16 protein-coding genes are annotated in these 18,281 nt (G+C 71.1%); 7 read left to right on the top strand and 9 right to left on the bottom strand.

From position 1 onward, the window contains the following. Positions 1-37: 37 nt before the first annotated feature. Positions 38-1,405, bottom strand: a complete 1,368-nt coding sequence (locus NF681_15615; GenBank protein ID UST53715.1) for a glycerate kinase — start codon at positions 1,403-1,405, stop codon at positions 38-40. A 34-nt stretch (positions 1,406-1,439) separates the two neighbouring features. Between NF681_15615 and NF681_15620 the strand changes: the two genes are divergently transcribed. The 3 genes from NF681_15620 (at position 1,440) to NF681_15630 (ending at position 6,544) form a co-directional block, all read left to right on the top strand. After that, entirely contained in the window at positions 1,440-2,843 is a 1,404-nt protein-coding gene (locus NF681_15620) for an 8-oxoguanine deaminase (protein UST53716.1), read from the top strand. 405 nt (positions 2,844-3,248) lie between these two features. Continuing rightward, positions 3,249-4,304 carry a ThuA domain-containing protein gene (locus NF681_15625; GenBank protein UST53717.1) on the top strand — a complete coding sequence of 352 codons (1,056 nt, stop codon included), beginning with the start codon at positions 3,249-3,251 and terminating at the stop codon, positions 4,302-4,304. 41 nt (positions 4,305-4,345) lie between these two features. Beyond that, positions 4,346-6,544: a PQQ-binding-like beta-propeller repeat protein gene (locus NF681_15630; GenBank protein UST53718.1), complete on the top strand. Its 2,199-nt coding sequence runs from the start codon at positions 4,346-4,348 to the stop codon at positions 6,542-6,544. A gap of 13 nt (positions 6,545-6,557) precedes the next feature. Here the strand turns inward: NF681_15630 and NF681_15635 are convergent, their stop codons facing one another. After that, a complete protein-coding gene (locus tag NF681_15635; protein ID UST53719.1) occupies positions 6,558-7,343 on the bottom strand; it encodes an IclR family transcriptional regulator in 786 nt (261 codons plus the stop codon). A 198-nt stretch (positions 7,344-7,541) separates the two neighbouring features. On the opposite strand from NF681_15635, the gene NF681_15640 reads away from it, so the two are divergent. The 4 genes from NF681_15640 to NF681_15655 are packed head-to-tail and all read left to right on the top strand — an operon-like array spanning position 7,542 to position 10,928. Next, positions 7,542-8,549, top strand: a complete 1,008-nt coding sequence (locus NF681_15640) for a TRAP transporter substrate-binding protein (GenBank protein ID UST53720.1) — start codon at positions 7,542-7,544, stop codon at positions 8,547-8,549. A gap of 20 nt (positions 8,550-8,569) precedes the next feature. Then, a complete protein-coding gene (locus tag NF681_15645; GenBank protein ID UST53721.1) occupies positions 8,570-9,013 on the top strand; it encodes a 3-dehydroquinate dehydratase in 444 nt (147 codons plus the stop codon). Between the two features lie 23 nt (positions 9,014-9,036). Continuing rightward, on the top strand, positions 9,037-9,651 hold the full coding sequence (locus tag NF681_15650) for a TRAP transporter small permease (protein UST53722.1): 615 nt from the start codon (positions 9,037-9,039) through the stop codon (positions 9,649-9,651). Beyond that, complete coding sequence (locus NF681_15655; protein ID UST53723.1) at positions 9,648-10,928, top strand: TRAP transporter large permease subunit; 1,281 nt, start codon at positions 9,648-9,650, stop codon at positions 10,926-10,928. Before NF681_15650 ends, NF681_15655 begins: the two co-directional genes overlap by 4 nt. Positions 10,929-10,955: 27 nt before the next feature. Here the strand turns inward: NF681_15655 and NF681_15660 are convergent, their stop codons facing one another. The 7 genes from NF681_15660 to NF681_15690 form a co-directional block, all read right to left on the bottom strand. Further along, positions 10,956-11,954, bottom strand: coding sequence for an acetamidase/formamidase family protein (locus NF681_15660; protein ID UST53724.1), 999 nt, complete (start codon positions 11,952-11,954; stop codon positions 10,956-10,958). A gap of 37 nt (positions 11,955-11,991) precedes the next feature. Further along, a complete protein-coding gene (locus NF681_15665) occupies positions 11,992-12,789 on the bottom strand; it encodes an ABC transporter ATP-binding protein (protein ID UST53725.1) in 798 nt (265 codons plus the stop codon). Further along, on the bottom strand, positions 12,786-13,511 hold the full coding sequence (locus NF681_15670; protein UST53726.1) for an ABC transporter ATP-binding protein: 726 nt from the start codon (positions 13,509-13,511) through the stop codon (positions 12,786-12,788). Before NF681_15670 ends, NF681_15665 begins: the two co-directional genes overlap by 4 nt. Then, the gene (locus tag NF681_15675) at positions 13,508-14,584 is read right to left on the bottom strand and encodes an ABC transporter permease (protein UST53727.1); all 1,077 of its coding nucleotides are present in this window, start codon (positions 14,582-14,584) and stop codon (positions 13,508-13,510) included. The genes NF681_15670 and NF681_15675 overlap by 4 nt, the downstream gene beginning before the upstream one ends. Before the next feature lie 43 nt (positions 14,585-14,627). Continuing rightward, a complete protein-coding gene (locus tag NF681_15680; GenBank protein UST53728.1) occupies positions 14,628-15,494 on the bottom strand; it encodes a branched-chain amino acid ABC transporter permease in 867 nt (288 codons plus the stop codon). 18 nt (positions 15,495-15,512) lie between these two features. Next, positions 15,513-16,739, bottom strand: coding sequence for an urea ABC transporter substrate-binding protein (locus NF681_15685; protein ID UST53729.1), 1,227 nt, complete (start codon positions 16,737-16,739; stop codon positions 15,513-15,515). 79 nt (positions 16,740-16,818) lie between these two features. Continuing rightward, on the bottom strand, positions 16,819-18,219 hold the full coding sequence (locus NF681_15690; protein UST53730.1) for an amidase: 1,401 nt from the start codon (positions 18,217-18,219) through the stop codon (positions 16,819-16,821). Positions 18,220-18,281: the final 62 nt, after the last annotated feature.

Here is an 18,281-nt window from a genome sequence, read left to right on the forward strand (position 1 = left end):
CCGGACGCCGCGCCCTCCCCGGCGACGGCCGGGCCGCCTACAGGACCAGCAGCGCCCGGAAATCGTTGACGTTGGTGTGCGTCGGCCCGGTCACCAGCAGGTCGCCCAGGGCGTCGAAGTAGCCGTAGGCGTCGTTGCGGTCGAGGTGGTCGGCCAGCTTGCGGCCGGCGGCCTCGGCGCGCGCGAGGGTGTCGGGCGCGACGAAGGCGCCGGCGTTGTCCTCGATGCCGTCGATGCCGTCGGTGTCGGCGGCCAGTGCCCACACCCCCGGCTGGCCCGCCAGCGCGCCGGCCAGGCCGAGGCAGAACTCGCCCGCGCGCCCGCCCCGCCCCCGGGCCTGGCCGGGCTGGCGCGGCCGGATCGTGACCGTCGTCTCCCCGCCGGAGAGGATCACGCAGGGCCGCTGGAACGGCGCGCCGTGCCGCGCCACCGCGCGCGCCAGCGCGCCCAGCACCTTGCCGACCTCGCGCGACTCGCCCTCGATCTCGTCGCTGAGCACGTGCGCGGCGAAGCCGGCGGCGCGCGCGGCGGCGGCGGCGGCGTCGAGCGACTGCTGCGGCGCGGCGATGACGTGCGTCGCGTGGCCGGCGAACACGGCGTCGCCGGGCTTGGGCGTCTCCAGCGAACCGTCCGCGAGCCGCGCGCGGACGGCGGCCGGCACCTCGATGCGGTAGCGCTCGAGGATCGCCAGCGCGTCGGCGCAGGTGGTGGCGTCGGGCACGGTCGGGCCGCTGGCGATGACGCCCGGGTCGTCGCCCGGCACGTCGCTGATGGTCAGCGTGACGACCCGCGCCGGCGCGCAGGCGGCGGCGAGCCGGCCGCCCTTGATGCGCGAGAGGTGCTTGCGCACGCAGTTCATCTCGCCGATGTGGGCGCCGCTGGCCAGCAGTTCCTTGTTGATGCGCTGCTTGTCGGCCAGCGTCAGGCCCTCGGCCGGCAGGGTCAGCAGCGACGAGCCGCCGCCGGAGATCAGGCACAGCACCAGGTCGTCGGCCGTCAGGCCCGCGGTCAGCGCGAGGATGCGCTCGGCCGCCGCCATGCCGGCCGCGTCGGGCACCGGATGGGCGGCCTCCACGAGCTCGATGCGCGCGGGCAGCCCCGCGGGGCGCGGCGGGATGTGGTCGTAGCGCGTGACCACCAGGCCCGACAGCGGCGCGTCGGCCGGCCAGAGCGCCTCGAGCGCCTGCGCCATCGAGCCGCCCGCCTTGCCCGCGCCCAGCACCAGCGTGCGTCCCCTGGGCGGCGGCGGCAGGTGCGCGCCCAGGCTGGCCAGCGGCAGGGCGCGCTCGACGGCGACGCGGTAGAGGTGTTCGAGGAATTCGCGCGGCGCGGTGTGCGCGTCGGGCGCCGTGGCGGCCGTGGCGGCCGGGGAAGACGAAGGATTCGGATGATGCGGCGAGGTCATTGGTTTCGTGTCTCCAGTCTTCTATTCTCGCGTCATGACCACGCTCCTGATCCGCAACGCCCGCCGCCTGGCGACCTTCGACGACGCCCGCACCGAACTGTCCGACGCGTCGGTCCTGGTGCGCGACCGCCGCATCGAGGCCGTCGGCCCCGCCGCCGACCTGCCGCAGACCGCCGACGAGGTGATCGACGCCCGCGGCCACCTGGTGGTGCCGGGGCTGGTGAACACCCACCACCACATGTACCAGTCGCTCACGCGCGCCATTCCGGCCGTGCAGGACGCCGAGCTGTTCTCGTGGCTGCGCGGCCTCTATCCGATCTGGGCCGGGCTGACGCCGGAGATGGTGCGGGTGTCGACCCAGGTGGCCATGGCCGAGCTGCTGCTCGCGGGCTGCACCACCAGCAGCGACCACCTCTACATCTATCCCGACGGCGTGCGCCTGGACGACAGCATCGAGGCGGCGCGCGAGATCGGCATGCGCTTCGTCGCCACGCGCGGCAGCATGAGCGTCGGGCAGTCCCAGGGTGGCCTGCCGCCGGACGCCGTGGTCGAGCGCGAGGACGCCATCCTGCGCGACACGCGGCGCCTGATCGAGACCTGGCACGACGCCTCGCACGGCGCCATGACGCAGGTGGCGGTGGCGCCGTGCTCGCCCTTCAGCGTCAGCCGCGACCTGATGCGCGAGTCGGCCGCGCTGGCGCGCTCCTTCAAGGGCCAGGGGGTGCGGCTGCACACGCACCTGGCGGAGAACGACCACGACGTCGCCTACAGCCGGGAGAAGTTCGGCCGCACGCCGGCCGAGTACGCGCAGGACCTGGGCTGGGTCGGCCCCGACGTCTGGCACGCGCACTGCGTGAAGCTCGACGCCGACGCCATCGCGCTGTTCGCGCGCACCCGCACCGGCGTCGCGCACTGCCCGTGCAGCAACATGCGCCTGGCCTCGGGCATCGCGCCGGTCCGCCGCATGCTCGACGCCGGCGTGCCGGTCGGCCTGGGCGTGGACGGCAGCGCCAGCAACGACGGCGCGCAGATGGTGGGCGAGGCCCGCCAGGCCTTGCTGCTGGCGCGCGTCGGGCGCGCGCTCGAACCCTTCGGTTGCGACCACGGTCCGGCCGAGATGACCGCGCGCGACGCCCTGGCCCTGGCCACGCGCGGCGGCGCCGAGGTGCTCGGCCGCGCCGACATCGGCCAGCTCGTGCCCGGCCGGTGCGCCGACCTGGCGCTGTTCGACCTCGACACGCTCGGCTTCGCCGGCGGCGCGGTGCACGACCCCGTCGCCGCCCTGCTGCTGTGCGCGAGCCCGCAGGCCGCCTTCACGGTGGTCGACGGGCGCGTGGTGGTGCGCGAGGGCCGGCTCGCGACGCTCGACCTGGGCCCGCTGGTGGAGCGTCACAACCGCCTGGCGACGCTGCTGGCGCGCAGCCCGACGGCGCGCTGAGGCCCGGCGCGGCCCGCGCCCGCCCGGGGTCGTCGGCTCAGAGCAGGAAACGCAGCAGCTGCAGCAGGTTGTTGATGAAATCGAGGATGACCTGCATGGGGCGAGCGTCGCGGTGAGCGCCGTGGCGCCGGGGTGGAGGACACCCGAGTGTGCCGACGATCGAGCGCCGGGGCTACCACAGCCATGGCGGGCTGCGAGATCCTCCGAGCGTCTATTTTGGAAGGGATTTCCATAGTGAAAACTCTTTCCACCCATTGCTAGGATGGCGTCCGGCCGGTCCACCCCGCCGCCGGCGCGTCCGGCGCGGGCTGCGGCCGGCCCAGACGCAGGAAGCGTGCGGCCGTCGTCGCTGGCGAGACACCGATCCTGCGACGAGCGCGCCATCCATTCGCAAAGGAGACTCCCTTGAAACCCGCCCACACGTTCGCCTTGAGATTCGCATCGACCAGCGCCCTGGCGCTGGTGATCGCCGCCTGCGGAGGCGGAGGAGGCGACGACACCGCCGGCGCCCCGGCCGGGACGGCGCCGGCGGCGACGCCCCCCGTCGCCGCCGCCACGCCCGTGGCCACGCCGCCGGCGACGACGCCGACCACCCCCGCCGACAAGAGCTTCGACGTCTACTACAACGTCTGCCGGGGCACCGACCCGAAGTGCTACAACGACTGGGGCGCGTTCGCCACCACGCCCAACCGGGTGCTGGTGTATTCGCGCACCGCCGGTCCGCGCCACGCCAACCTCGGCACGCCGATGGGGCCGGGGTTGAACCCGGTGATGAACGCCGACAACGCCATGCAGGCCGGACTCAAGCGGATGCTGGAGGCGGCGGGCATCGCGGTCGACTGGACCGAGGACGTGGCCGTCCTGGGCAGCCGCATCAACAACTACAAGGCGATCGTCTTCGCCAGTTCCAACCGCGACACGCTCTGGAACAGCGAGGTCGCGACCAGCAACGACGCCGCCCGCACCGCGCTGCGCAACTACATGCGGCGCGGCGGCGGCTTCGTCGGGCTGCACAACGCCTTCGGCGCCGAATACAACTGGCCCTACTACGAGGGCCTGCTGGGCAACGCCAACTTCTACAACCACGCACCCAACCGCGCGGGCACGGTCGAACTCATCGGCAAGGACGCCTCGACCGAGGGCGTGCCGGCGCGCTTCGACTTCCAGGACGAGTGGTACAACCTGACGCCGTTCCCGACCAACGTGAAGTTCCTCGCGAAGGTCGACACCGGCACCCTGCGCCCGCTCACGGCGGCGCCGCACCCCGGCCACGCCGGCTTCCATCCGGTGGCGTGGTGCCAGTACTACGACGGCGGCCGCGCCTGGCTGTCCACCCTCGGACACAACACGCATTCGTTCGCCGCCGACCTCAGCGGCCCGGGCGCGGAGGCGTTCCAGCGCCTGGTCGTCCAGGGCGTCAAGTCCGCGATGGGCCTGATCCCCTTCTGCACCGCCGAATGACGCCCGCGCGCGTCCATGCCACGTCCCAACGAAAGAACGTCATGACACTCAGACCCCTCGCAGCCCTGCTGCTGTCCTGCGGCGCGATCGCCGTGCCCCTGCTCCTGCACGGCTGCGGCGGCAGCGACGACAACGGCGCGAGCGCCGGCGGCGGCACCGCGCCGCCGGCCACGACGACCCCGGTCCCGCAGCCGACGCCGGCCGTGGCCGCGACCCTGAAGGACTGCTGCACCGCGGGCGACAGGGACTTCCCCAAGGTGGGCGGCAACCTGGGCAACCAGAACTACTCCAGCCTCAAGCAGGTCACGCGCGAGCAGATCGGCCAGCTGGGTGGCGCCTGGGTCAACCGCATCGAGGGCGGCCTGACCACGGGCACCAACCAGAGCACCACGGTGGTGGTCGACGGCGTGATCTACATCGAATCGGCGCTGGGCAACGTCATCGCCGTCGACGGCAGGACCGGCGTGACGAAGTGGAAGTGGACGACGCCGCACGGCGTGGTCACGCGTCGCGGCGTGGCCGTCGCCAAGGACCTGGGCCTGGTCTACACCCTGGCCGGGGGCAACCGGCTGATCGCGCTGCGCACCGACACCGGCGAAGTCGCGTGGACCAAGCAGTACCCGGGCGCGAGCGAGGCCAACTTCGTCGGCGCGGTGCAGAAGGTGGCCCTGGTCTATCACGACCGGCGCCTGTACATCGGCACCAACGACGGCAACCGCGGCGCCGCGTTCTCGGCCGATGCGACCAACGGCGACGTGCTGACGGCGTTCTGGGGCGTGCCGCGCCAGGGCGAGATGGGCCACGAGACCTGGGGCAACGCGTCGGAGGCCAACCGCACCGGCGCGACGCCCTGGATCCACCCGGCCGTCGACCCGGAACTCGGCCTGGTCTACTGGACCTTCGGCAACACGCGCGGCGGCTCCTCGCAGGACGGCTCCTCGCGCCCCGGCCTCAACCTGTTCGCCAACTCGATCGTCGCCCTCGACCTGAAGACCGGCGCCTACAAGTGGCACTTCCAGTCGGTGCACCACGACATCTGGGACATGGACAACGTCATGGCGCCGGTGCTGGCCGACGTCAGGATCCAGGGCCGCGACCGCAAGGTGGTCATCTACGGCAGCAAGACCGGCATGTACTACATCCTCGACCGCAAGGACGGCACCGCGCCGCTGGGCATCGACGAGGTCCCGGTCAAGCAGGACGCCCGCCAGGCGACCTGGCCGACCCAGCCGATCCCGCGCCAGGGCGCCTGGACGGCCACCTGCATGGTCGACCAGCCGCTGGGCACGGCGGCCCCGGGCGACCCGAACCGGGCCGTGCCCAACTACGTCGCCGGCTGCCTCTACGACCCGCACTGGGACATCCCGCTGCTGTCGGCGCCCGGCCACGGCGGCGGCGCCAACTGGAACCACCAGTCCTTCAGCCCGTTCACGGGCCTGGTCTACACCGGCACCGGCTATGTCGCGGCGGCGCATTCGCTGACCGAGGCCAGCAACGGCCTGCGCCCGCCCGGCGCCTACATGACGGGCGGCGTCGTCGCCGTCGATCCGGCCACCAACCTGGTCAAGTGGAAGAAGGCCATGCCCTACTCCCTGGCCCACGGCAACGGCATCCTGACCACCGGCTCGGGGCTGCTGTTCATCGGCCAGCCCGACGGCAACCTGCTGGCCATGGACGGCGACGACGGCAAGGAGCTCTGGCGCTTCCAGACCGGCGCGGCCATCAGCGCCAGCCCGGTGACCTACGAGATCGACGGCCAGCAGTACATCGCGGTGTATGCCGGCGGCACCAGCATCCCGTACGGCGATTCGGCCACCCGGGGCGACCACCTGTGGGCCTTCAAGGTCGGCGGCACGGTGCCGCCGGCGGCCACGCCACCGGCGCCCGTGGTGCGGCGCCCGGTCTCGGGCACGGCGGTGGAAGGCGCGGCCCTGCCGACGCCCAACACGGTGTTCCTGGGACGCGTGCAGACCGCGGCCAACCAGCCCGGCGCGGCGGAGTCGAGCGCCATCAACGCCATGACGCCGACCTGGATGCGGGTGCCGGTCAACACCACCGTGACCTTCGCCAACCCGGCCGGCAACGCCAACACGCGCTGCGCCACGCAGTTCTTCGAGGGCGAATACAACTTCAGGCTGGCCCCCGGCACCTCCGCCAAGCACACGTTCAACAAGCCCGGCGAATACTTCTACAACGACTGCCACAGCCCCCGGTCGACCGGAAAGATCGTGGTGTACTGAGCCGGGAGCGGCCTCAGGCCGCGCGGCGCTTGAGCAGCGTGGAGGCGCCGCTGGCCAGCGCCAGCTGCTCGGTCGACGCCAGCAGCGCCGGGCCCAGGGCCACCATGCGCTCCTCGGTGAGCCGGGCCAGCGGCCCGGCGATCGTCACCACCCCGATCACCGTGCCGGCGCTGTTGCGCACCGGCGCCGCCATGGCCGTCATGGCGGGGGCGAAGACCTCCACGATCATGCTGAAGCCGCGCTGGCGCGTGGCCTTCAGGCAGGCCAGCAGCGCCTTCACCGACGTGACCGCGCGCGGCCCGAACTCCTTGGGCGTGCCGAAGCCCTGGCGCGACACCAGCTCCAGGGCCCGCTCGTCGCTCATGGTCGAGAGCCAGGCATGGCCGGCGGAACTGCACGACAGGTTGACCGAGAGGCCCATGTCGGGGTCGTAGCGCAGGCCGCGCGTCGCGCCCTGCGCCTTGGCCACGAAGATCAGCTGGTCGCCATCGACGATGCCCAGCCGGACCAGCTCCTGCGACTCGGCGGCCAGGCGGTCCAGCGGCGGCTGCGCGATGTCGACGATGCCGCTCGCGCTCAGGAAGCTCAGGCCGAGCGAGACCAGCTTGATCGTCAGCAGGTAGTCGCTGTGGTTCTGGTGCTGGCGCACGTAGCCGCAGCGCACCAGCTCGGCCAGCAGCCGGTGCGTGGCGCTCAGCGGCATGTCCAGCTCGGTGGCCAGGGTCGACAGCGGCACCCCCTCCGGGCAGGTGGCGAGGTGTTCGAGGACTTTGAAGCTGCGTTCGAGGATCGTGCTCATCGGGGTGGGTGGGGTTGGTTTCGCCGGGTCCGGGCATCCGTGGCCGCGCGGCCGCCACGGGACGACGCGTGAAGCCTGCCGGGACTGTAGCAAAGTCCGCAGAGGGTTTCCACTATGGAAACTTTTTCCACTTGTTTCTACGATTCCCGGCACCGGTGGCATCCGCCGCCGCACTGCCCGACCCGAGAGGACCCATCCATGAGAACCATCCTTCGCTCACTGGCGATCGCCGGCATGTCGACCCTGCTGGCCTGGCCGGCGCTCGCCCAGCAGGCCCAGGAGCGCGTCATCCGCTTCGGCCACCTGAACAACGCCGACCATCCGGTGAGCTTCGGCGTCAAGCGCTTCGCCGAACTGCTCGCCACCAAGAGCGGCGGGCGCATGAAGGTGCAGGAATTCCCGGCCTCGCAGCTGGGCAACGAGATGCAGCAGCAGTCGGCCCTGCAGGGCGGCGTCCAGCAGATGTCGGCGCCGGCGACGACCTCGCTGGCGGGCATCGTGAAGGAATTCGGCCTGGTCGACTTCCCGTTCGCCGTCGCCACCTTCGAGCAGGCCGACGCCCTGCTCGACGGGCCGCTCGGCCAGGCGCTCATCGCCAGGCTGTCCGACAAGGGCCTGGTCGCGCTGGGCTACTGGGACCTGGGTTTCCGCAACGTCACCAACAGCAAGCGCCCGATCGCGCGGGCCGAGGACCTCGACGGGCTGAAGGTCCGCGTCATCCCCAACCCGGTCTTCCTGGAGACCTTCCGGACCTTCAAGGCCAATCCCGTGCCGATGCCGTTCGCCGAGCTGTACGGCGCGCTGGAGGCCAAGGCCGTCGACGGCCAGGAGAACCCCTACTCGGTCATCCTGTCGAACAAGTTCTTCGAGGTGCAGAAGTTCGTCAGCGCGACCAACCACGTCTATGCCGCCAACATCGTGCTGGTGAGCAAGAAGTTCTGGGACGGCCTGTCGCCGCCCGAGCAGAAGATGATGCGCGACGCCGCCGACGAGGCGCGCGGCTACCAGCGCCAGGTCAGCCGCGCGGCGGCGCAGCGGTCGGTGGGCGACCTCCAGGCCAAGGGCATGCAGTACAACGAGGTGGCGCCGGCCGAGCAGGCCCGCATGCGCCAGCTCGTCAAGCCGGTGACCGACAAGTTCGCGGCCAGCTACGACCCGTCGCTCGTCAAGCTCTACAACGACGAACTCGCACGGATCCGCAAATGAACAGCCCTGGAGCCACCCCCATGCGAATCCTCGTCCTCCACGGCCCGAACCTGAACCTGTTCGGACGCCGCGAGCCGCACATCTACGGCCACACGACGCTCGCGCAGATCGACGAGCGCCTGGCGGGCCTGGCCGGCGAGCTCGGCGTCGAGCTGCTCACGCTGCAGTCCAACCACGAGGGCGCGCTGGTGGATTTCCTGCACCAGCACATCGACTCGGCCCAGGGCGCGCTGGTCAATCCCGCGGGCCTGACCCAGCACGGCGTGCCGCTGCACGACGCGATCAAGGCGATGCCCTTTCCCACCATCGAGGTGCACATGTCCAACATCGCCGCGCGCGAGGCCTGGCGCGCCCACTCGATCATCTCGCCGGCCGTGAAGGCCACCATCCAGGGCCTGGGGCCGGTGTCCTACCTGGCGGCCCTGCGCGCCCTGGTGGAGACGCTCCGGGCGAGCGAGCGCTGAGCGCCGTCGAACAAGGAAGACGCATGAACCGATGGGTGGACGGCGCGTGCCGGGCGATCGAGGGCGTGATCGCCCTCATGCTGGCGGTGATGGTGGTGCTGGTGTTCGGCAACGTCGTGCTGCGCTACGGCTTCAACTCCGGCATCACGCTGTCCGAGGAGGTCTCGCGCTGGCTGTTCATCTGGATGACCTTCCTCGGCGCGGTGGTGGCCCTGCGCGAGCACGCCCACCTGGGGGTGGACATGGTGGTCCAGCGCCTGCCCCCGGCGGGCAAGAAGGCGTGCCTGGCCATCGGCCACCTCGTGATGCTCTACATCGTGTGGCTGCTGCTGCAGGGCAGCGTCGCGCAGGCGCGCATCAACTGGGACGTCCAGGCGCCCACCACCGGCGCCTCCATGGCGATCGTCTACGCGGCGGCCGTCGTCTTCGCCGTCCTGGCCGCGGCCCTGCTGGTGCTCGACCTCGCGCGCCTGCTCACCGGGCGCCTCGCCGAGGCCGACCTGGTGATGGTCCAGGAGTCCGAGGAGGCCGTGCAGCTGCGCGAGATCCTGGGGCGGGCGTCCGCCGAACCCCCTGGACCCCCTGAACCCACCGACCCCTCCGGGACCCGCGCCGCCGCGCCGGGGAAGCTGCCATGACCATCCTCGTCTTCGTCGGCGCGCTCCTCGCGGCCATGGCGCTGGGCATCCCCATCGCGTTCTCGCTGCTGGCCAGCGGGGTGGCGCTGATGTGGCACCTGGACCTGTTCGATCCGCAGATCCTGGCGCAGAACCTCATCGGCGGGGCCGACAGCTTCCCGCTGCTGGCCGTGCCGTTCTTCATGCTCGCCGGGGAGATCATGAACGTGGGCGGGCTGTCGCGGCGCATCGTGGACTTCGCCCTGGCCCTGGTGGGCCACGTCAAGGGCGGCCTGGGCTACGTCACCATCATGGCCGGGTGCCTGCTCTCGGCGCTGTCGGGCTCGGCCGTGGCCGACGCGGCCGCGCTCACCGCGCTGCTGCTGCCCATGATGGTCAAGGCCGGCCACGACAAGCCGCGCGCGGCCGGCCTCATCGCCGCGACCGGCGTGATCGGCCCGGTGATCCCGCCGAGCATCGGTCTGGTCATCTTCGGCGTGGCGGCCAACGTGTCGATCTCCAAGCTGTTCCTCGCGGCGATCGTGCCGGGCCTGCTCATCGGCGGCGCGCTGTGGGTCACCTGGGCCTGGCTGGTGCGCCGCGAGCGCATCGCCGCGCCGCCGCGCAAGTCCGGCGCCGAGATCGCCAGGGCCTTCCGCGACGCGCTGTGGGCGCTGCTGCTGCCGGTGATCATCCTGGTGGGCCTGCGCATGGGCGTCTTCACGCCCACCGAGGCGGCGGTGGTGGCGGCGGTCTACGCGCTGTTCGTCTCCACCGCGGTCTACCGCGAGCTGGGCTGGCGCGACCTCTACGGCGTCTTCGTGGGCGCGGCCAAGACCAGCGCCGTCGTGATGTTCCTCATCGCCGCGGCCATGGTCAGCGCCTGGCTCATCACGGTGGCCGACCTGCCCTCCAAGGTCATCGCGCTGCTCCAGCCGGTGATGGACAACAAGATCCTGCTGATGCTGGCCATCATGGTGCTGGTGATGGTGGTGGGCACGGCCATGGACATGACCCCCACCATCCTGATCCTCACGCCGGTGCTCATGCCGGTGGTCGCCGCCGCGGGCATCGACCCGGTCTACTTCGGCGTGATGTTCATCATCAACAACTCGATCGGCCTGGTCACCCCGCCGGTGGGCACGGTGCTCAACGTGGTCGCCGGCGTCGGGCGCATGCGCATGGACGACGTCACGCGGGGGGTCCTGCCCTTCATGCTCGCGGAGTTCGCCGTCATGTTCCTCATGGTGCTGTTCCCCTGGCTCGTCACCGGGCCGGCCAGGCTCTTCGCCGGCTGAGGCGGGACGCCGGCGGCCCAGCGCCCGTCAGTCCGGCGCCGGTGCCAGGTAGGTCTTGTCGATGCCCGCGCCCACGGTGTACTTCGGGTCGACGAAGTTGCCCAGGCGCACCCTGCCGCACTGGCTGAGCATCATGTAGGCGTCCCAGCGGTCGTAGCCGTACTCGGCCTCCATCCACAGGATCAGCTCCTTGTAGGCGATGCGCGTCGCGTCCTCCAGCGGCCGGGCGCTGCCGATGGCCATGATCATGCGTTCGGTCTCCAGGCGCGGCCAAGCCAGCGTCCAGCCCTTGACGAGGTCGACGCGGATGGTCGTGAGGCTGGGGTACTCGACCGCCGTGCCGCAGACCTCGCCGTCGCCCTGGCAGGCGTGCGCGTCGCCGATGAACAGCCGCGCGCCGGGCGTCCACACCGGCAGGTAGGTGATGCTGCCGGGGCCCATGTCGGGCAGGTCCATGTTGCCGCCGTGCTGGTCGGGCGTGAGGCTGTTGATCGAGTCGAGCTGCGGCGAGCAGCTCAGCGTGCCGATGTGCGGCCGGTAGGGCAGCGTGACGCGCCGGCTCCAGTAGACGCCCTGCTCGTCGACGTCGATCTTGCGCACCTTCTCCGGCAGCGGCTCGTTGAGCAGCGCGGTGAAGGCGGTGCCGCTCAGGGCGCCGAAGTCCGGGATCATGCAGCAGGTGCCGCGCGGGTTGTCGCCGCGCGGGGCCATCGACTCGATGTGCACGGCCAGCGCGTCGCCGGGCTCGGCGCCCTCGATCAGGATGGGCCCGTTCTGCGGGTTGACGAAGGGCATCGTCAGCACCTTCGAGGGCAGGTCCTGCTCGGAGCGGATCTTGCCCTCGAAGGCATCGCGCGTCTCCACCACGATGCGGTCGCCGGGCCGGACCGTCATCACCGGCTGCGAGTACGGCCCGATCGTGTAGTGGAAGGTGCCCTGCCGCGCCTCGGTGAGTTCGTGCGTGGTGACGCTGTCGCCACGGCCGACGCCGCGCGTGTGCATGATCGATCGTTCCAGCCAGCTCATCGGGTATCTCCTCGGGTGTGGGGCCTCGGCGGCCGGTTCAGATCATCAGGTGGCCGCGCACCGTGGCCGCGTCCATGTGGCCGGGGTCGATGCGCGCGACCACCCGGCCCTTCTCCATGACGTAGGCGCGCTCGCCGACGTCCAGGATGGTGTCGAGGTTCTGCTCGACGAACACGATGGTGGTGCCCAGGTCCCGGCGGATGGCGCGCAGCACGTCGCAGATGAGCTGCACGATCGAGGGCTGGATGCCCTCGGAGGGCTCGTCCAGCAGCATCAGCGCGGGGTTGCCCACCAGCGCGCGGCCGATGGCCAGCTGCTGCTGCTCGCCCCCGGACATCGTGCCGGCGAGCTGGTCGCGGCGCTCGGCCAGGCGCGGGAAGTACTGGTAGACCAGCTCGGGCTGCTTTCTGCCCTTGGGGCCACCCACGAGTTCGCCCACGGCCAGGTTCTCCGCGACGGTCATGCGCGGGAACACCTCGCGCCCCTGCGGCACGTAGCCGATGCCCAGGCGCGCGCGGGCGTCGCTCGGCAAGGTCGTGATGTCGCCGCCCTGCAGCGCGATGCTGCCGCCGCGCGCGCGCAGCAGGCCCATCAGGCAGCGCAGGGTGGTGGTCTTGCCCACGCCGTTGCGCCCGATCAGGCTGACGATCTCGCCGCGCCCGACGCGCAGGTCCACGCCCTGCAGGATCGGCGTCTCGCCGTAGGCCGCGCGCAGGCCCCGGACCTCGAGCACGGGCGCCGCGTCGGCGGTGGCGGTGGCGGTGGCGGTGGCGGTGGCGGTGGCGGTGGCGCCAGTGTGCGAGGCGGTGGCGGCGGAGGGGGTCTCGGGGGTCATTGCGTCTTGCCCAGGTAGATCTCGGCCACGCGCGGATCGGCGACGATCTCCTGGATCGAGCCCTCGGCGAACACCTTGCCGAAATGCAGCACCGTCACGCGCTGCGCGATCTGGCGCACGAAGGCCATGTCGTGCTCCACCGCCAGCACCGTCATGCCGCCCGCGTTGAGTTCGCGGATGAGTTCGCCGGTGCGGAAGGTCTCCTCGGGCGAGAGGCCGGCGGTGGGTTCGTCCATCAGCAGCAGCGCGGGCCTGAGCGCGATGGCCATGCCGATCTCCAGCCACTGCTGCTGGCCGTGCGCCAGCGCGCCGGCGGGCTTGGCCTGGTCGCGGGCGAGGTCGAGCAGTTCGAGCAGCCGGTCCTCCTCGCGCGCCAGCTCGGCGCCGCGCACGTGATGCTGCAGCGCGATGTGCAGGTTCTGGCGCACCGGCAGTTCCCTGAACACGCTGGGCGTCTGCATCTTGATGCTCATGCCCTGCTGGACGCGCCGGAACGGCCGGTCGCCCGTCACGTCGCGGCCCTGGAACTCGATGCACCCGGCCGTGGGCTCGTGCATGCCCACGACGAGCTTGAAGAGGGTGCTCTTGCCCGCGCCGTTGGGGCCGATCAGGCAGTGGATCTCGCCCTGCGCGATGTCGATGCCGACCTCCGAGACGGCCGTGTGGCCGCCGAAGCGCTTGGACAGGCCGGTGGTCCTGAGCAGGGGTGCGGCGGCGTTCACGAGCCCCCCTCCTCGGCCATCGCCGTGGCCGCCTCGCGGCGCCGCCGGGGCGCGAACACGCCACGCACGAGCTGCACCATCCCGATGACGAAGCCCTGCGGCGCCAGCATCACCGTGGCCAGCAGCATCGCCCCCATCAGCAGCAGCGCGGCCTGCTGGCTGTGGACGGTGAGGGCCTGGAACGTCCACAGCACCAGGAAGGAGCCCACCGTCGTCGCCGTCAGGTCGCTGCGCCCGGAGAAGGCCACCCACACGATCGGCATCGACGCCGCCGGCAGGCCGACGCTGGCCGGCGTGATGAACTGGCCCCACGAGGTGTAGAGCACCCCGCTCAGGCCGGCCAGCATGGAGCCGATGACGAAGGTCGCGAGCTGGTACTTGCGCACGTCGTAGCCGAGCAGCTCGGCGCGCTGGGGGTCCTCCCGCACCGCCACCACCACGTGGCCGAAGCGCGAATTCAGCAGGATGCGCAGGCCCAGGTACACCACCAGCAGCAGGCCCACCACCAGGTAGTAGAGCGGCACGCCCTCGAAGTAGAGCGGCTCGCCGCCGAACCACGGGACGTTGAGCGGCGCCATGTCCTTCATCCCGTTGAAGCCGTTCAGGCGGGCCTCGCCGACGCGCCATTCGGGTCCCGCCGTCTGCCCGAGGAAGAACGCCAGGACCAGCGTGGAGGACAGCGTGACGATGCCGAAGAAGACCCCGCCGATGCGCCCCCAGATCATGAAATACCCCAGCACGGCGGCCACCGCCCCGGACGCGAGGATCGCCAGCGCCAGGGCCAGCACGGTCGTGGCGGACTCGCCGCCCAGGTTGATGGCCAGCACGCCGTAGCCGTAGCCGCCGATGCCGAAGAACAGCGTCTGGCCGAACGACAGGATGCCCCCGTAGCCCCACACCAGGCACAGCCCCATGGCCATGAAGACCCACAGCAGCAGGTAGGCCATGTTGCCCACGCTGTAGGCATCGGCGAAGACCGGATAGACCAGCATGGCGGCGACCACCGCCACGAACGGCAGCCAGAACGCGCGGGTCGCGCCCAGCGTCTGCGAACCGTTGATGAGTTTCAGCATGGGTGTGACTTCCAGGTTGCGCGGGGAACTCTCGAGGCGCGCCTCAGCGGGTGCGGCGCGCCAGCCAGCCCGACAGCCCCTCGGGCAGCAGGCGGATGACCACGATGACGGCCAGGAGCATGCCGATCTGGCCGATGATCTGGCCGCCCCAGCCGTTGAGCGCGGTGCGCACCACCGCCAGCACCACGCCCGCCGGGGCCGTGCCCAGCAGCACGTTGGCCCCGCCGACCACCACCGTCACGAAGCTCTCGATGAGGAAGGCGGCGCCCATCGTGGGCATCAGCGTCATGGTCGGCGCGTACATCGCCCCGCAGAAGCCCGCCAGCGCCGCGCCCAGGCCGAAGCTCAGCGCGTAGACGCGGCCCACGCGCACGCCGGTGGCCTGCGCGATCGACGCGTTCTGCATGGTGGCGCGCGCATGGATGCCGAAGCGGGTGCGCATGAACACGAGGTAGATGACCGCCAGCACCGCCAGGGCGCAGCCGAACAGCACGAGGCGGTAGGTCGAGAACGTGTAGGCCCCGATCGAGAAGCTGCCCTGCGGCGTGCCGATGCCCGCGAGCGACGAGCCGAAGATCAGCAGCATCCCCTGCGTGACGATCAGGCTCAGGCCCCAGGTCGCGAGCAGCGAGTCGAGCGGGCGCTTGTAGAGCTTGCGCACGATGGTCCATTCCACCGCCACCCCGACCACGCCCGCCGCCAGGGTGCCCAGCGCCTGGGCCAGCACCAGGGGCAGGCCCGCGTGGACCAGCCCCACGGTGACGTAGGCACCGCACATGATGAATTCGCCATGCGCCATGTTGATGACCCCCATCATCCCGAAGACGATGGCCAGGCCCGCCGCCGCCAGGATCAGGAACGCGAAGACGTCGGCGAACTGGTAGGCGAAGGAGAAGATTTCGGCGAACACGCGGTGCTACCGGTGGGTTCAGGACTTCTTGGGCAGGTCCGACGGCGTGTACTGCTTCCGGTCGTTCTTCTTGGTCAGGTCGCAGCCGATCTGGCCGAGCCAGTAGGGCTGGATCGTGCCGTAGTCCTTCACCACCTTCACGGCGTGCTTGTCGTCCACCGAGATCAGGCGCATGCGGTGGGAGGTGTGCTGGCTCTTGGGGTCGATGCAGACCTTGCCCTCGGGCGCGTCGATGCAGGCCTGGCCGGTGGCGATGACCTTGCGCAGGTCGGCCAGCTTGGTGGACTTGGCCTTCTCCACCAGGTCCTTGTACATGTAGAGCGCGGCATAGGCGTTGTAGCCCATGTCGTTGATGTAGGGCTCGTTGGGGAACTTGGCGTGCCAGCGCTTCTTGAAGTCGGCGGCCTCGGGCGTGTCGATCTCCTCGAACCAGTTGGCCGCCGCGTGCATGCGGTTGAGCGCCGGCGGCGCGAAGCGCTTGTGCTCGAAGCCCAGCATCACCTTGATCGACGAGCCCATGGGCAGGTTGAGCTTGGCCGCGGCCGCCTGCTCGAAGAACGAGTCCTGCGCGGCGCCGACGTTGATCGTCAGGATCCAGTCGGGCTTGGCGCGCTGGATGTTCTGGATCGTCTGCGCGAACTGCGACACCCCCAGCGGGATGAACTCCTCGCCCACCACGGTGCCCCCCAGCTCCTTCAGGATGGTGCGGTTCCATTCCGAGGAGATCTGGCCGAAGTTGTAGTCGGCGGCCACCACGTAGACCTTCTTGCCGAACTTCTCGACCATGTAGGGGATGAGCGTGGAGAACTGCTGCTCCGGGATGGCGCCCATGCTGATCATGTTGGCGTCGCACACGCCGCCCTCGTACTGGTTGGTATAGAAGTACGGCGTCTGGGTGCGGTCGACGATCGGCCGCACGGCCTCGCGCGAGGCCGAGGTGATGCCCCCGATGAGCACGTCGACCTTGTCCCGGCTGAGCAGGCGCCGCGTGAACTCCTGGTAGCGCGCGTTGTCGCCCTGCGGGTCGAGGTGGATCAGCTCCAGCGGGCGGCCCATCACGCCGCCGGCCTTGTTGATCTCCTCCACCGCCAGCTGCGAGCCGTGCAGCTTGGGCAGCCCGATGACCGCGAGGTCGCCCGAGATGTCCTCCATCAGGCCGACCTTCAGGGGCTCGGCGGCCGATGCGGCGACGGTCAGGCCCGCGAGGACGAGGGCGAGCGGGGCGAGCGTGTGGCGCAGTGTCATGGTGTGCTTCCGGTCAATGGGGTCGAGGAAAAAGAAGGGAGGAACGGGAGGAGGGAAACGGGCCGGACGCCACGGGCGCTCAGGGCGCCGGGTGCCGGCGGTGCCAGTCGGTGACCTGCTGGAACGCCCAGCCCGCGCGCACCAGAAGGTCCTCCTCGAAATGCCGCCCGACGAGCTGGAAGCCCACCGGCATGCCCGCGGCCGTGAAGCCGCCCGGCAGCGTGATGGTGGGACTGCCGGTCATGTCGAACGGGCAGGTGTAGCGCAGCACGGCGGAGATGAGCTCGGCGTCCTCGCCCATCCTGGCCATGCGCTCCATGGTGGGCGAGGCGATGCCCGTGGCCGGCACGATCAGCAGGTCGACGTCCTCGAACAGCGCCTTCACGCGGCCGGCGAAGTCGAGCCGGTGCAGCACGATCTTCTGGTAGGCGAGCCCGCTCTGGGCCCGGCCCAGCTCGATCAGGCCGGCCAGTCCGGGGCCGTACTCGTCCTTGCGCGCCGGGTAGGTGGCCTCGTGCGCCACGGCGACTTCCATGCCGCACAGCGGGAACCAGTCGTCGATGACCTGGGCCGGATCGGGGAACGCCACCGGGCGCAGTTCGCCCCCGAGCGTCTTCACCGCGGCGATCGCGGCGTCGAGCACCGCGCGCGTCTCGGCGTCGACGCCCTCGGTGATCCAGCGCGCGTCCACCCCGATGCGCAGGCCGTCCAGGCCGCGATGCATTCCCGCGAGGTAGTCGGGCACCGGCAGCGGGCTCGCCGTCGGGTCCTTCGCATCGGCCCCGGCGATCGCGCCGAGCATGGCGCCGGCATCGGCGGCGCTGCGCGTCATGGGGCCGATGTGGTCGAGCGTGGCGGCGAGCTCGAAGGCGCCGTGGCGGCTGACCCGGCCCCAGGTCGGCTTCAGCCCGGTGAGGCCGTTGGCGGCCGAGGGAAACCGGATCGAGCCGCCGGTGTCGGTGCCCAGCGAGCCGTAGCACAGGCCCGCCGCCGTCGCCACGCCCGACCCGCTGGACGACACGCCCGGCCAGTGCGCGGCGTTCCACGGGTTGACCGGCGCGGCGATGGCCGGGTGGTGGTCGGCGTAGGCGCCCTCGGTCATCTGGAGCTTGCCCAGGATCACCGCGCCGGCCTCGCGCAGCCGGCGCACCACGGTGGCGTCCTCGGTCGGCACGAAGTCGCCGTGGATCGTCATGCCGGCGGCCGAGACCACGCCCGCCGTCCAGCACAGGTCCTTCACGGCGATGGGCACGCCGTGCAGCGGACCGCGCGGGACACCGCTCGCGAGCTCGGCGTCGGCACGGCGCGCGTCGGCCAGGGCCTGCTCGCGCATCACGCGGGCGTAGCTGCCGAGCCGGCCGTCGAGCGCGTCGATGCGATCGAGCTGGGCCTGCGTCGCCTCGACGCTGGAGAGTTGCCTGGACTGGATCAGTCGCGAGACGTCGAGCAGTTCCAGGTAGTGCAGTTCGGTGTCGGCCATGGATGGAAAACTCGCTGGAAAGGAAGGACCCGGGAGGAGGAGGAAGCCGGTGGCGGGCGGGC

It is taken from the genome of Comamonadaceae bacterium OTU4NAUVB1 (assembly GCA_024372625.1).
Classification (GTDB): Bacteria; Pseudomonadota; Gammaproteobacteria; order Burkholderiales; family Burkholderiaceae_C; genus Variovorax.

What these genes read in the sequence shown, in the direction of transcription:
- NF681_15620 (UST53716.1), top strand. Translation starts at nt 1,440, where the DNA reads ATGACCACGCTCCTGATCCGCAACGCCCGCCGCCTGGCGACCTTCGAC.
- NF681_15630 (UST53718.1), top strand. Translation starts at nt 4,346, where the DNA reads ATGACACTCAGACCCCTCGCAGCCCTGCTGCTGTCCTGCGGCGCGATC.
- NF681_15660 (UST53724.1), bottom strand. Translation starts at nt 11,954, where the DNA reads ATGAGCTGGCTGGAACGATCGATCATGCACACGCGCGGCGTCGGCCGT.
- NF681_15650 (UST53722.1), top strand. Translation starts at nt 9,037, where the DNA reads ATGAACCGATGGGTGGACGGCGCGTGCCGGGCGATCGAGGGCGTGATC.
- NF681_15645 (UST53721.1), top strand. Translation starts at nt 8,570, where the DNA reads ATGCGAATCCTCGTCCTCCACGGCCCGAACCTGAACCTGTTCGGACGC.
- NF681_15635 (UST53719.1), bottom strand. Translation starts at nt 7,343, where the DNA reads ATGAGCACGATCCTCGAACGCAGCTTCAAAGTCCTCGAACACCTCGCC.
- NF681_15655 (UST53723.1), top strand. Translation starts at nt 9,648, where the DNA reads ATGACCATCCTCGTCTTCGTCGGCGCGCTCCTCGCGGCCATGGCGCTG.
- NF681_15640 (UST53720.1), top strand. Translation starts at nt 7,542, where the DNA reads ATGAGAACCATCCTTCGCTCACTGGCGATCGCCGGCATGTCGACCCTG.
- NF681_15685 (UST53729.1), bottom strand. Translation starts at nt 16,739, where the DNA reads ATGACACTGCGCCACACGCTCGCCCCGCTCGCCCTCGTCCTCGCGGGC.
- NF681_15665 (UST53725.1), bottom strand. Translation starts at nt 12,789, where the DNA reads ATGACCCCCGAGACCCCCTCCGCCGCCACCGCCTCGCACACTGGCGCC.
- NF681_15675 (UST53727.1), bottom strand. Translation starts at nt 14,584, where the DNA reads ATGCTGAAACTCATCAACGGTTCGCAGACGCTGGGCGCGACCCGCGCG.
- NF681_15690 (UST53730.1), bottom strand. Translation starts at nt 18,219, where the DNA reads ATGGCCGACACCGAACTGCACTACCTGGAACTGCTCGACGTCTCGCGA.
- NF681_15615 (UST53715.1), bottom strand. Translation starts at nt 1,405, where the DNA reads ATGACCTCGCCGCATCATCCGAATCCTTCGTCTTCCCCGGCCGCCACG.